Raw genomic sequence first — 14,689 nt, 5'->3', positions numbered from 1 at the left:
CCATGTACCCTTTATTCTCTGTATGACCTATCCTAAAACTTCATCACCCAGCTTCGTATCAAGCATCAATCGAATAAACTGCTTAAACTGATTCGGGTTAGACAGTAGATGCATGGTCATGTCTTCAAACGTACCCTTGGCATCAAACATAGCGTCCTCGGCAGCATTGGGATAACCGCCCAGCATAATCTGATCAACACTGTTATTGGTGAACTGTTTGACCACGATCTCGTTCTCCGTGACTTTATCCCAAATGGTATTCATAAAGTTCACTTTATCTTTATCGGTAAAGTCCTCACCAGCAAAAACCTCGTTTAATCTATCAATAATCTGAGACAGCAGCGCTTCTTGTTTGTCTTTAGGTGTGGCCGTTCCCGCTCCACTGCCACCATCTAATTGATACTCAGACTTACCCTCTTGCAGCTTTAAGTCCTGCTGATGCAGCTTTGAGACGCGATAATGACTCATGACGATGTTACTTAGATCGACGTCTTCTTCATTGTCCACGCTTTCACGTAGCATCGGCTGTAGGTTACGCGCGTATAGGCTTAGTTTCTCTAGCTCTTTGTCGTCATAGTCCACGATTTGCGACATAAACTCATACTGGCGGGTAAAGGTACCTAAGTCCTTTTTAAAGATTTCCAGCGCGTCTTGATCGGCCTTAAAGCCTTTGTAGTCATTCTCAGCATTGGTCATCAGTACCACATCGCCCGTCACTTTAGTACGCTCAAGCATCACCTTGGCGTGCTGTGCTTGCTCACGTGCCAGCTTATAGCGCTTCTGCCAACGCTCGACCGCTGGCTTGCAGATATTACTGATGGCGGCGTTAGACTTGTTCTTACTATAGAAGGCCTCAACAAATTGCTCAACCTCATGCCATAAGAAAATTTGAGGTGCACGCAGTCTTTCAGAAAGATCAAACACCTTATCAGGGTCAGAGACATCCGCTAAGGTTGCGTTCTCATAGTATGGCTGGAAGGCTTCAAGAATATCGTTAGGATCATTAAAGAAATCGAGCACAAACGTGCCGCTCTCTGCTTTGCCCTTATAGGTACGGTTCAGCCGTGAGAGGGTCTGTACGCAATCCACGCCAGTTAGCTTTTTATCGACATACATGGCGCAGAGTTTAGGCTGATCAAAGCCTGTCTGGAACTTGTTAGCCACCAGCATCACTTGATAGTCGTCACTATCAAAGGCTTTACGTAGATCGCGGCCTTTTAACCCGATATTCATATTGTGCTCGGTGAACTTCTCGCCAAGTAATGCGCCGCTATCAGGATCATTATCGTTAAAGGTGACTTCCCCTGAGAACGCAACCATGGCGTTGATACGATGATAGCCATTCTCTGCGATATAGTTATCAAAGGCTAGCTTATAGCGTACCGCTTCTTTACGTGAGCCTGTTACTACCATCGCTTTGGCTTGGCCACCCAGTAAGCCTTTAATGTTGTCATTAAAGTGCTCAATGATGATCTTAACCTTCTGCGCAATATTGTGCTCATGGAGGCGCACCCAGTTATTAAGCTTAATCTTGGCGCGGCGTGCATCGACTTCATCATCAGCGGCGGCCAGCTTTTGCTTGAGCTGATAGACCACTTTGTAGTTGGTGTAGTTTTTAAGCACATCTAGGATAAAGCCTTCTTCAATGGCTTGACGCATTGAGTAGACATGATAAGCGGCTGGCAGGTTATCTTTAGAGGCTGGCAAGTCAGGGTTAGGCAGCCTTCCAAACAGCTCAATGGTTTTTGGCTTCGGCGTGGCAGTAAAGGCGTAATAACTTAGATTTGGACTGCTACGGCGTGCGGCAAGCGTGGCATCCAAGATGTCTTCGCTAGATAGTGGCGCGTCATTCTCAGTAGTATTATTCTCTGTATCACCTGAGACCAACACTTCTTTGAGCTGGCGTGCGGTAGAGCCTGTTTGTGACGAGTGTGCTTCATCGGCGATGATGGCATAGCGGCGCGACTTGAGCACGCTTGAGTCTTCGATCGCTTTAAGTACAAACGGGAAGGTTTGAATGGTCACAATAATGATTGGCTGCGAGTTTACCAATGCGGCCGCAAGCTGTTCAGACTTTGAGCCATCGCTCTCTTTTCTATTGATCTTACCGACCACGCCATCGGCATGTTCAAACTGATAGATGGTATCCTGCAATTGATCATCAAGCACGGTACGGTCGGTGATGACGATGACTGAATGAAACTGTTTATCGCCATCGCTGTTGTATAAGGTGGATAGCTGATGGGCAGTCCATGCAATAGAATTAGACTTACCCGAGCCAGCACTATGCTGAATGAGGTACTTTTGACCAGCGCCTTCAGTAATGGCCGCATTAACCAATTTGGTCACCACATCCCACTGATGATAGCGCGGGAACATCATGGTTTCTTTCTTAGACTTGCGTCCAATAGCGTCCTCTTCCTCATCGATCTGCAAGTGCATAAAGTGGCCGAGGATGGCGAGTAAGTTCTCTGGTGTGAGTACTTCATTCCATAGATAGTCAGTGGCATATTGGCTGATATCGTCAGGGGTATCATTACCCGCGCCGCCGTCACTGGTGCCTTTGTTAAACGGCAAGAAATAAGTACTGTCACCTGCCAGCCTAGTGGTCATATAGACTTCATATTGACTGACCGCAAAGTGAACCAGTGCGCCGCGCTTAAACGTCAGTAGCGGCTCAGGTTTCTTAGTATCAGGGTCTTTAGGCAGGCGTGTCCTCTTATACTGAGTAATAGCGTTTTGTACCGATTGCTTAAACTCAGACTTTAGCTCCATCGTCGTCACGGGTAAGCCATTGACGAATAAAACCACGTCAATACGGTTACGCTTAGCGACCTTGCCGTCAGTGCTGTCTTTTAAACTAGCATGCGGGCTATACACCACCTCAGGAACGACACGGCAGATATTGGCCTTATAGCGTGCCATAATTTCAGGATTGAGGCTATGCTCAGGCTTAAACTGGCAGAGAGAGAAACGAGCATTACGAATCTTTAGGCCATGACGTAATACACCAAGCGTGCCATAAGTGCGCGATGCTCTATCGGTGGCGTGCTCATCGGCTTTATTGAGCTGCTTAACCAGCGCGGTGATAAAGTAGCGCTCTGAATCGATAGGAAAGGTACGGCAAAACTTCTCCCACTCTTGTGGCTGGGTCGTCTGCACAAAGTCCAGCACATCTTGCTCATACAGCGCAGTCTCTGCCTGATAGCCGCTGGCATGACCCAATTGCCAGCCATGTGCCTGCATCTGGTCGATGATATCGGCTTGGAAGACAGATTCGTAAGCGATATCGTGGGCGTTGGTCATGTTAAGTCCGTTTAGTTTTATTATTATTTTGCTTAAAATAATTAGGTCGAAAGCGCTATAAGGTCTGAATACTCTCTAGCAAATATAAAAAGCAGCACTAGCAGAAACGTTAATAGTAGCGTTCTATATTTCTCAGCGACTGCTCTTTTGGAAGTAAGTGCCTTATAAGAAATAAACAGATAAGGAATAATTACAATCCAAACATAGGGAATCCAAAGGAACATTAAAGTAATGGTAATATCGTCCAGCATATACTTAGCGGTACTACTAAAAAACTCTAAAGAAACAGTATAATTCGAGTCGTGCTTTTTGTACCCGCTGTAAGTTAAGTAAGCATTTATTAGATAAGCAATAATAGGGCTATAAATGAGCGCCCAGAATAGCTGCTTGTAGCACTTAGTAATTGGATCGGGATGATTCATAATTATATCTATTAATATGCGGAAGTCATTTTAAGGCATATTTAACAGTTTAGAGCCAAGACATGATTGCAAGTCGCCATTGCCACAGCCTTTATCAAACCATTCCTTAGCCTGCACGTTGTCTTGCTTTACCCCTTGCGCCTTCATATACATCAGCCCCAGATTACGCGGGGCGAACGGATGATTTTGGGCGGCAGCTTGTTTAAATAACGTCATGGCGCGGGCATAATTTTGCGGTACGCCATTGCCCTCTAAGTACATCACAGCAAGGTTGTTTAGACCAGCAGCTTCACCTTGATTGGCAGATTGTTGTGACCACTCAAAGGCTTTAACATAGTTTTGCTCAACGCCTTGACCACTATAGTATGCCCAGCCCAAACCGCCCATACCCAATGCATTGCCATGGTTGGCAGACTTTTCATACCATTTAAAAGCCTCGGCATAATCACGCGCAACCCCATTACCGTTCTCATACATATAGCCTAAATTATTTTGCGCCAAATCATCACCTTGCGCGGCGGCTTTTCGTAGCCAATACAGTGCTTTGGTATAATCCTGCGTCACACCTAAGCCTTTTATATAAAACTGTCCAATATTGTTTTGGGCAATTGCATGTCCTTGATCGGCAGCCTTTTGATACCATTTGGCTGCTTCGCTATAGTCTTGCGTCACGCCTAAGCCTGCTTCATACATCACGCCGATGTTATTGTGAGCGTCAAGATCTCCTTGCTCAATGGCTTTTTGATACCAGTCATAGGCTTTGGTAAAATCCTGATCGACCCCAATGCCGCTTTGATACAACAAGCCCAAACTGTACTGCGCCATCACATTATCTTGTGCGGCGGCGCGTTGATACCACTCGACCGCTTTGGCATAGTCAGGCGTCACGCCCAGTCCTTCTTGGTACACCGCGCCCATGCTATATTGCGCGAATGGCTCCTCTTGATTGGCAGATTTCTCGAACCATGCGAGCGACTTGGCATAATCTTGCTCTACCCCTAAGCCTTCTTGATACATCGCGCCAAGATTATATTGCGCTATGCTGTCGCCTTGATTGGCAGCCTTTTGGAACCATTCTGCGCCGGTAGCATAATCCTGCGGCACATACTCGCCTGTCATATATATCGCGCCCATATCGTATTGCGCTGCCGCCACGCCCTGATCAGCGGCTTTTTTATACCACGCTACCGCTTTATTAGGGTCTTGGGGCACACCATCGCCCATCTCATACATCGCGCCCATGCTATATTGAGCGGCGGCATGACCTTGTTCCGCCAGCGCTTTGGTACTGCTAAAACTGGTTGCATGCGCGGATAACGATAGCGCTAAAGCAGCGCTCAAAGCTATTACTTTGTGTCTGATTCTTAGCGGTACGATTGACACTTTCATTTTGTCCTCTACATATTAGGGCGGAATGGATATAGGGTATTTTATTTATATCAAGTTATTGTATAAGGGCATTCCCGTTGCTTAATACTATAGTCATAAACCGCTGGCATGACTCAACTGCCAACCTTGCGCCTGCATTTGGCTGACAATATCGGCTTGAAAGACAGATTCGTAAGTGATGTTATGCGCGTTAATAGCAGTACTTGTCTGAGTCATGGTGAGATTCTTATTATTAAGTTATGAATTGGGCTTATGAGATCAACCACACTTTATCGATTTCAACGATCTGTTGCTCCTGCCCTTCAATGCTTTCTTTTCTTAAAAATCTAATAGGGTCAATGTCTTGCAACATCTCTACATCTTCTTCATCAGCCATATCATAATAGTCAAGCCTTCGATAAAGTTTCCATTCAAAATGATCTAAGTATTCAGCGGTTTTTGAATTATAGTGAATAGAGCTTTGAATACCATTTTCGGGCTGCTCATCTATTGGCTCAAACGTATTTTGATAAAAGTCTTTGTAATCCTCTATCGCACAAACTACTTGTGAGCGACTGATGTACGTTTCAAATAACCAGATTTGTAAATAATACGGGGTTTGCAACTTTTCTAGCGAATCTTTCCATGACTGATAGATATTTTGCACATTTTTAATCAATAGATATTCACAGTCGCCCATTGGCTCAGGATAGATACTATTAATCAAAGACAAGCGTGACCATGGAGCTACCAAAAACTTAACGTAATCTCGCTTTTCTTGATTTAACAGATCAACATCAAGAACTTTATTAGCTTCGCCCCATTTTTCAATAGCGCGCTTACGGCGGTTCAGGCCTCTTATTTTGCGATATTTTATGACATTATTTTTCATAGCTCACTCTATTTTTTGATACGCTTAAACCAACTCTACGGTTCCTCACACACCATCGTCAGGCTCTTACCAAATAACGTCTTATTCAGCGCTTGAGAGTCTTTAAAGACTTTTTCAGAGTCAGCATGATAAACCTGATCATTCACGCAATTACCAAAGCCAAAAGTTATCAAGTTTATTCTGGCATACTTAGCAGAGCTACTTACCTTTTCTTCCTGATAGCGCTGGGTCGCAATTTTACGATATCGTTCTAGTTCATCAGCCCCATACTCGCTTGTTTCCAGAATTTGCTCTTCAACAAACTGTTTCCATCTATTTTGCACCGCCGCTTCGTTCTGCATGAAAGGTTCAATATAGTTTTTACACATCTGAGGGCTTTGTTTGAGGGCTTCACTAGGGTTTAGATAGCCTAAAATGACTAATCGATCTTTTTCATACTCTGCGTCAATCGTTTTGAGTAAGTTTCGTTTATAGCCTTTCGCTTCAGGTACAACATCAAGACGCTCAGTATCACGCTTTACTTGCTTATACTCTTCGGTCGAGACATCTAAGTCTTTCATAGATAGTTTATCTAGCGCATCAACACTCATGGGTGAAGAGAAGCTTTCCAGATTTAATCTGGTTAAACGATCCAATACGAGATGGGAATTTTTGATTTGCTTGGCAGTGTATTTTTTATTATTAAAATCCCCCTTTATATCGCATAGTTCATCTTGCCATTTATAGACTTCGGCTTGGACAATGGTGGTGACTGTCATTGAGACAAAAATGGCGGTTATGATCATTGCTTTCATAAAGTAAGTCCTTTTATTAACTTCCTTAAACGCAAAGTACGATTGATATCTATTTACGACAACTCAGGTACTTGTCAGCCTTGCAAATTATTACCCGTAATCACTGATTACAATGCTAAGACTTAGGTCATTAATCCTTCTTTATTCGCCTCTAATAACATTTCAAACTGTTCCACACTCGTTAATATCCTTTGGACTTTGACTTGATCAGCCCTACTATCGAGCTCTTTAGCTGTTTGACTAATAGTCAGCGCCGTTTCATAGTCATCAAGTTCAACACATACAATCAGAATCTCGGTAAGGGCATGTAGAACATTTTCTAAAACATCAAAGTTCTTACTTTTACGATAGCGACTGACCATTTGATTAAACACAGCCAATCTATCATTGATATTATAGTTTTTTAATTTAAAGATGTCGGCTTTTAACAATAGGATCTTAGATGTTGTATATTCTATGCCATCATGTGTGTGAGTAATATGGTCGTCTACAACTGAGTCTATGAGTAAAAGTGCTTTGTCATATTCTTCTAAAGCATGAAGTGCTTCTATCTTGCTTCTAATCATCTGTTTAATATAAAAATCAAATTCAACTTCTCTTTCTATATCTTCAGATAGTTTGCTATCTGTAAAAACTTTGATAGTGTGGTCAGCGTGTACTATGACTTCTCTATATCTACCAAGCAAAAATAAACCTGGCGTCTTTCCTACTAGAGCAAGTCTAGCATGAGAACGTTCCTGTTGATCTTCACTATTAATATATTGGCTATACAGCTTATCAGCTACTTTAATAGCAGCTTCATGCTTTCCAAGTCTATTTAGTTTTAATAATTTTTTTGCCATTCTTGTAGCTTTATATTTTGCAGACCAGAACATTATTTATCCTTGTTGGTATAGAAACATTCGTTAGAATATAGAGGATCTTTTTTGAACCAAAGAGCGCTTCATTACATCAGTGATTAGGCGTTAGAAAAATATTATTTTCCTTACTATAGTCGAGATAAATCAGCTTCGACAATGGTATCAAAATAATACACAATTGACGAGATACATAGAAAGCTATCCTTAGTTATTAAGCAAAAAAGGCCTAACCTCATCATGATTGATAAGATTAGGCCTTTCTATCCGCTAAATTTAATATTGGTAGCGCGTGAAATACCTTTTGAGAACTGATTCAGCTACCAGCTTTGCGCTTGGATTTGAGTGACAACGTCAGTTTGGAGTACAGATTCTTAGGTGACGTCTCGGCTCATGGCATTTTCTTATTTTTACTTTTGTTAAACGGTATATAAATATAGCAGACAAAATATCAGCTAGCGCTGGCAAAACCCTTTGTATGTTCCATATATTATATATAGCCGATAACTGCTATTTCTATTCTTTAAACGATTCTTCAAATTTATCTATGTATGATAGAAAAGCTGGAACCTCTTCAGATTTTGATCTGATACTAATATTTTCAAGAATACGACGGACAATATGTAGGTTTTTAATATCCTTAAGTGTTATAAATATAAGCATCATGTCTCTAACGACAGGAATAACTTGCTCCAAAATTTTAGGGTTATCACTCAGCTGAAAACGAAAAGATATTTTATTTAGTACTATCAATCTATTAGAAAGATTCGGATCCATTTGAAGAATCTCATACTTTAATAATAATGCTTCAAGTACTGCAACCTCTGTCAATTCATCGGTACAATCAATCCCTTCATCCACTACTGAGTCTATAATTTTTAAAGATTTATTGTATTCTTTCAATCCATATAGTGCTCTGGCTTTATCAGTATATGCCGCTCTTATAATTTTTTTATTATAGCCATCATGAATATCTTCAGGAAGATTTCCATGAGTATAAATATCAATAATTTTTTCACAAACTGATATAGCATTTTGATATTCTTCAAGCATAATAAGGCTTGTTGTTTTCCATGTTAAAGCAGCTTTGGCATGGGCGCGCTCTTGTGAATCTTCGCTATCAATGTATTGACAATATAAGTTATCAGCCAGCTCAATAGCCTCATGATAACTATCTTTAAGAAAAAGTTTTTGAACATTTCCTGCCATTTTGGCAGATTTAGATTTTAAAAACCAAAACATCATCTAGCCTTTTTATACAGTCTATTTTTTCAATAACCAATAATATGTTAGTTGCTATATCATCTAGCATCTTTGGTATAAAAGCATGCTGGACGATGCTAGCATAAAAACAAAACAATTGTACATTAAGAATAAAAAATCATCCTACCTTTTGGGTCGATTATCTAACGCTATGTGCTTACCATAGAATATGTTATGTCTCATTGCTTTACTTTAATCAACCACACTTTATTCACTTCTGCTATTGTGTGTGGGCGTCCATTAATAACCACGTTCATTTAATCGTCTATATTGATCACAGCCATATTGATGACCCTTGTCACACGTTTTCCCGTACCATTCCTTTGCTGTAGATCGGTTTCGCTTAAGACCACCAAAACCTTCTTCATAAAAGTATCCAAGCATCCCTTGACCTTGTATGTTTCCCTGTTTTGCTGCCTTTTGAAACATTTTTCTTGCTAATACAAGATCTTGACGGACGCCTTCACCTTTGTAATATATTATACCAACCTTAACTTGGTACTCTTCATTACCTTGGTTTGCCCATTTTTTCATATCAGCCAAACTATCCTTAGCATCAGAGTATTTATTCTCATAAGATACATGGCTATTTAGCGAGGCAAGTTGATATTTTTGTTGCTTTGCATGAGCACTTAAATTATCAATCGCTTTACTGATTTCTTCATTAGTATATATATATGATCACCGCTCTTAGTGCTATAGAGATTGCGACTAGAACCATAACTTGCAGAAGTAGAATCATTGCTAGTCGTGTGGGTCAAAGTGTTATTTGGTTGAAAGGTAGTTTCGACAGCGCCACTCGCTTGGGCTGTACCTATTCCTAATAGTATCAATAGTAATCTTTTCATAACTTTCATACCTATGCCAGTCAACTTTAATAAAGTACTCTTATAGCTCGTAATTTTAGTCGTACATTACGAAGTTTTATTGTCAGCTGCCCTCCAACCCCTCACATCAATCTTACCCGTAACCGCAGCAGATATTAAAGCGGTGCGGCGTTCTTTAAGCAACTCGACTTGCTGTTCTGATTTGATGGATAAATTTTGAAAAACTGTTTCACTATTATTCAGAAAATCAACTATTTCAACCAATTCATTTTTAGGTGGCATAGGCAATGCCACTGACTCAATCCCTTCACCAGAAATATTAGGCTGATTGGTAATAGTCATATTATTTTTGAACTGTGCTTTAAAGCTGCTACTTAATGAAGAATACAAGATAAAATCGGCTAACAGCTCTGATTTGAGCTTTAAAAAACCCACTCTCTGATTAACTAAAGGCATAGCTTCTAGCTTCGGTATTTTTGCAACTTTTATGCCTCCTGAAATAATAGGACGAGTCATAGCAAAAACCAAATCGTTCTCTTCAACTTTATACTCTAAATGCTTTTCTACAAAGGATAACGGCAGAAAAGACTCATCATCAAAATTCAGTTGAAGATGTGACACATTTGATATTTTTAAAACAGGATAACCTGAGTCAATAAAATCATCGCTTTTGAAAGCAAAACCTCCCATAATTTTTCCATAATGTTTAATTCTTTTAACCTCCCAATGCTCCGGCACGCTCCCCAACCATTCCACACCCGAATCTTTCATCGGTGCATCAGGATTCAAGCCTTTGGTCACCGCATGACTAATCACGGCTTGGCGCTTTTCTTTTAACAATTGGATAAGGGTTTGCTGTTTTTCGATTAAGGTATCGATGTGGGCTGTTTCATGGTCGAGGAAGTTGGCAATTTGGGTTTGTTCATTAATGTCAGGAACAGCTATCGGATATGTATTAATGGTCTCAGCAGGAACACGTCGCAATCCTCCAGCACCTGTCATAGCAGCTGTAGCTACACTAATAAATATGGTTTCTAGTAAACGATAGAATAGGTAACGGTTATTAACCTTATCATTAACTCGTAAAACGAATATTTCAGACGATCCAAAACCAACCCCGTTGATAAGGTCGTTAGCTATAGTAGTGTTATTATTTTCAAAACACGGAGTCACTTTTGCAACTAGAATATCTCCATTTTCAAAATAGGTATAACCGTCATAAACGTCTTTTATGACTTTTTTTTCATCTAAAACAAGACTGTTGAATTTAAGCTTTTCCATTGGCACAAAACTACATTCATCAGACATTAAATCTTGAGATAGCGTAGACTTTTTTGGATTAAGAATTGCTAGATGTTTTATAGGTACAACGTCCCAATGACTTGGTATCCTCCCCAACCACTCAACCCCAGAATCCTGATATTCTGCATACTGCTCGTATTTCGCCATTACGAGTGCACCTCACCCAATAACTGCATAATCTCGCTACTGACCGCATCCAAGTCCGCATCAATCTCGGCAAGCGCGCGCGGTGGCTCATACACATAGAAGTGACGGTTAAAAGGGATTTCAAAGCCCACAATGCCGACCTCTTCATCGATAGCATCTGTCTTATCGGCGTTAATCCACGCATCTGGTACATGCGGCTGCACTTCACGAGCGAAGTAACTTTCAATCAGCGCGGTGGTGGTCATGCTTGGATCAAGCGGCACGTTTTCATAATCGCGTAGGTCGCTATCGGTTTGGAACTCAACGATTTTGGCAGGCTTGTCTGCTTTTTGATTAGTCGTGGTAGGTTTATAACTAAACGCACCATAGAGCGGATTAGCAACCTTGACCGCTTTTTTGATGACCGGTTCTGCTTCAGGATTTTTCCAAGTGATCGCATCTAGTAGTTGTTTCTTTTCTTTAGCATCCAAATTCACATCAGTATCTTTTAATGCTTGTTTAAAGACTTTATCGAACTCATTAAAGTCATCGGATTGGCGGTCACCAATAGCCGCTTGTAATGCCTTGGCTTTATTCATCAGCGTAAGTTGCGTTTGCCATATCTTGACATCAAGCACGTCTTTGACTTGGGCTTCTTTCAGCTCGCTAAAGTCCGCCTTTATCATCGCACGCGCATCAACCGTCACCGCTGATAAATCACCATAGCTATTGTTATCGCTGTCACTGTTATTATCAGTAGCCCAGTCGCTACCAAACTTCTCATATAGCGCTGGCATGACCATATCAAAAGGTTTAGCTGCATAGCGTAGGCTTTCAATGGCGTCATCAGATAGCTTGGCAGATAAACGCAATGGACGCTCAATAGTGATACGGCGATAGCCAAACTCATGGGTGGCAAATATCTTACTAGCAAAGGTTTTGGCAGGCTCAGCTTTAGGATTGGCAGATTGACGACCACGGTTCGATTTTACTTCCTCTGGTTTATCGAGTACGCGCGCATCGACCACCTCAAAGTTACCGAAGCTTTTGGTAATGGTTTTAATATCGTCTTCACTCATCTCATTACGCTTAGAGCCCAGTGATTTACGCATCTTGCTGTATAGATTGCTACCATCGATTAATTGCACCTTGCCACGGCGCTCATCCGCTTTCTTATTGCTTAGCACCCATACATAGGTGGCAATGCCCGTGTTATAGAACATATCGGTCGGTAGGGCTATAATGGCCTCAAGTAAATCAGCCACTAAGATGTAGCGGCGAATCTCACTCTCGCCACTGCCTGCGCCGCCTGTGAATAGCGGTGACCCATTTAAGATAATACCGATACGGCTGCCTTGATTGCTGTTTGCGCTGTTTAGAGTGCTGCTATCAGCCGCTTCATTCTCGCCTTGTCCAGTACTGACAATCGGACGCATCTTGCTAATCAGATGCATCAAGAACAATAGCGAGCCGTCAGACACGCGCGGCAAGCCCGCCCCAAAGCGACCATCAAAGCCTTTTTGTGTATGCTCGTCGTTGATCTCACCTGATATCTTTTTCCAATCCACCCCAAACGGCGGATTCGATAGCATGTAGTCAAACTTCTCAGCGACCAGCTGATCACTAGACAAGGTATTGCCCAGTTTAATGTTATTCACCTCTTGCCCTTTAATCAGCATATCGGCTTTGCAGATGGCATAAGACTCAGGGTTGAGCTCTTGCCCATAGGTACGCATGACCGCATCAGGGTTAAGCTCTAGCACGTATTCCATACCAGAGGATAGGAAACCGCCCGTACCTGCCGTAGGGTCATAAATGGTGCGAATAATGCCGTCTTTGGTCAGCGCATCATCATCTTCCATAAACACCAATGAAGTCGTCAGGCGAACGATATCACGCGGAGTAAAATGCTCCCCTGCAGTTTCGTTCGAGCTCTCAGCAAAGCGGCGGATCAGTTCTTCAAACACAAAGCCCATTTCATGGTTAGAGATAGCGTTAGGGCTAAGATCGGTATTGGCGAACTTCTGCACCACTTTATATAGCAAATTGGCATCCGCCAGCTGACCGACAAACTCTCCAAACTTAAAGTGCTCAAATATCTCACGCGCGTCTTTTGAGAAGGATTGCACGTAAGTATTTAAGTTGTCTTTAATATCGCTCTGACCCATCTTGCTCAAATCCATGGGCGAAGTATTATAAAACGCATGCTTGCTGGCACGAATGATGAACTTCTCTTGTGCTTCCTCTGGCAGACCTTTTTCAGCGATACGCTCACTCTCAGCAACTACAGCAGCTTTGGTGTCCGCTAATACGCACTCTAGGCGGCGCAGTAGTGTGAATGGCAAGATGATACGGCCGTATTGAGATTGCTTAAAGTCACCACGTAATAGATCAGCGACAGACCAGATGAAAGCCGCTGTTTGAGAGAAGTTTTTGGTCGTCATAGGAGAGTCTTATTATTTGAGGCTGATAAAGTAAAACTTATAAGGATAAACCAAAATATAGGAATACCGATAAAACGCTTGGGATTATATCAGTTCCATAGGTGAGTTATAAGGATGTCAGGTAATGAGTATAGAAGCTTATTATAGATAATAGCCCAATTCGCTAATAGCTCGGACACCAGTTGCACCTTACTCCAGAATTGCCATTATTGTGCTCGTTGTTGCGCGCCCTTTGCCCCATTTTCGCGCGCAATAAAAGTTTTTTATAATTTAATAGCTAATAAATACAATGACTTATATTTTTATTTTATTTAAAAAAGGTAAAAACGCGCGAAAATGAGCAATAATGTGCGCGAAGCGAGCACATTTGCGCGATAGCAGATATATTCACTTATCATTTTCAAAATTATATTAGGATTACTCTATGAAAAGAATTGGCTTCACCCTATCTTTAGTGACTGCCCTTTTATTATCAGCTTGTGATAGTACCAGCAATCAAACCGATAATAGCCGTAACGATCAAGCGCCTGAAAAAAGCGAAATTCAAGCTAATAATAAGGTGAACACACCAACTCTTGAAAAAATTGAAAACGCTCCTGAAGAACCAGCTGAAACAGTTAGTAATGATAATCATAAAAAAGACATCATTAAATTTTTATATCGCGATGCTGTGCTTTCGTTAAAAAATAACCCTAACGCTGAAGACTTAGATACGTTATTTGCTTACGCAGATAAAGACTTACAAAATGCGATTGCTCTTGTTAAAGCGGATTCTATGAATACTTATGATGGGTATGCTGATGAAATTTCAGACTGTAGTGAAGTTCGTTATATCTTGAACTTGAGCGTGGGGAACGGCTATTCAATAGATGAAGCGGCTGATGTAAAATATAAGGTGCTAGATAATGGTAATGTGCGCGCTAGTATCTTGCTTGACGGTGATGAAGATATTAGAGACAGTGAATTTAACAACTACAAGGACTTTTCATTGAAGTGTTCTGATGAAGGCTGTCAGATTACTGATATGCTTGATAGTTATGGAGACTCCGCATTGCAAGCAGTAGAATTAGCTTGCAGATAAAGAATAA

General features: G+C 41.4%; 11 protein-coding genes. 1 reads left to right on the top strand and 10 read right to left on the bottom strand.

Features of this window, described 5'->3' with window-relative positions; genetic code table 11:
* Positions 1 to 27 precede the first annotated feature (27 nt).
* The 10 genes from AK822_RS02810 to AK822_RS02765 all read right to left on the bottom strand — a co-directional run bounded on the left by AK822_RS02810 (position 28) and on the right by AK822_RS02765 (position 13,601).
* On the bottom strand, positions 28 to 3,306 hold the full coding sequence (locus AK822_RS02810; protein WP_060490498.1) for a type I restriction endonuclease subunit R: 3,279 nt from the start codon (positions 3,304 to 3,306) through the stop codon (positions 28 to 30).
* 452 nt (positions 3,307 to 3,758) lie between these two features.
* Entirely contained in the window at positions 3,759 to 5,069 is a 1,311-nt protein-coding gene (locus AK822_RS02800) for an SEL1-like repeat protein (protein ID WP_167541664.1), read from the bottom strand.
* A gap of 141 nt (positions 5,070 to 5,210) precedes the next feature.
* A complete protein-coding gene (locus AK822_RS15170) occupies positions 5,211 to 5,333 on the bottom strand; it encodes a hypothetical protein (RefSeq protein WP_265089044.1) in 123 nt (40 codons plus the stop codon).
* 34 nt (positions 5,334 to 5,367) lie between these two features.
* A complete protein-coding gene (locus tag AK822_RS02795) occupies positions 5,368 to 5,988 on the bottom strand; it encodes a hypothetical protein (RefSeq protein ID WP_060490496.1) in 621 nt (206 codons plus the stop codon).
* Positions 5,989 to 6,023: 35 nt separating this feature from the next.
* Complete coding sequence (locus AK822_RS02790) at positions 6,024 to 6,782, bottom strand: hypothetical protein (RefSeq protein ID WP_060490495.1); 759 nt, start codon at positions 6,780 to 6,782, stop codon at positions 6,024 to 6,026.
* 122 nt (positions 6,783 to 6,904) lie between these two features.
* Positions 6,905 to 7,657, bottom strand: coding sequence for a hypothetical protein (locus tag AK822_RS02785; protein WP_060490494.1), 753 nt, complete (start codon positions 7,655 to 7,657; stop codon positions 6,905 to 6,907).
* A gap of 498 nt (positions 7,658 to 8,155) precedes the next feature.
* On the bottom strand, positions 8,156 to 8,881 hold the full coding sequence (locus AK822_RS02780) for a hypothetical protein (RefSeq protein ID WP_060490493.1): 726 nt from the start codon (positions 8,879 to 8,881) through the stop codon (positions 8,156 to 8,158).
* 261 nt (positions 8,882 to 9,142) lie between these two features.
* On the bottom strand, positions 9,143 to 9,436 hold the full coding sequence (locus AK822_RS15035; RefSeq protein ID WP_060490492.1) for a tetratricopeptide repeat protein: 294 nt from the start codon (positions 9,434 to 9,436) through the stop codon (positions 9,143 to 9,145).
* 380 nt (positions 9,437 to 9,816) lie between these two features.
* On the bottom strand, positions 9,817 to 11,178 hold the full coding sequence (locus tag AK822_RS02770) for a restriction endonuclease subunit S (RefSeq protein ID WP_060490491.1): 1,362 nt from the start codon (positions 11,176 to 11,178) through the stop codon (positions 9,817 to 9,819).
* On the bottom strand, positions 11,178 to 13,601 hold the full coding sequence (locus AK822_RS02765) for a type I restriction-modification system subunit M (RefSeq protein WP_060490490.1): 2,424 nt from the start codon (positions 13,599 to 13,601) through the stop codon (positions 11,178 to 11,180). Before AK822_RS02765 ends, AK822_RS02770 begins: the two co-directional genes overlap by 1 nt.
* Before the next feature lie 424 nt (positions 13,602 to 14,025).
* On the opposite strand from AK822_RS02765, the gene AK822_RS02760 reads away from it, so the two are divergent.
* A complete protein-coding gene (locus AK822_RS02760) occupies positions 14,026 to 14,682 on the top strand; it encodes a hypothetical protein (protein WP_060490489.1) in 657 nt (218 codons plus the stop codon).
* Positions 14,683 to 14,689: the final 7 nt, after the last annotated feature.

The sequence above is a fragment of the Psychrobacter sp. P11F6 genome, assembly GCF_001435295.1.
GTDB lineage: Bacteria > Pseudomonadota > Gammaproteobacteria > Pseudomonadales > Moraxellaceae > Psychrobacter.
This window is presented reverse-complemented; position numbering and strand designations above follow the sequence as displayed.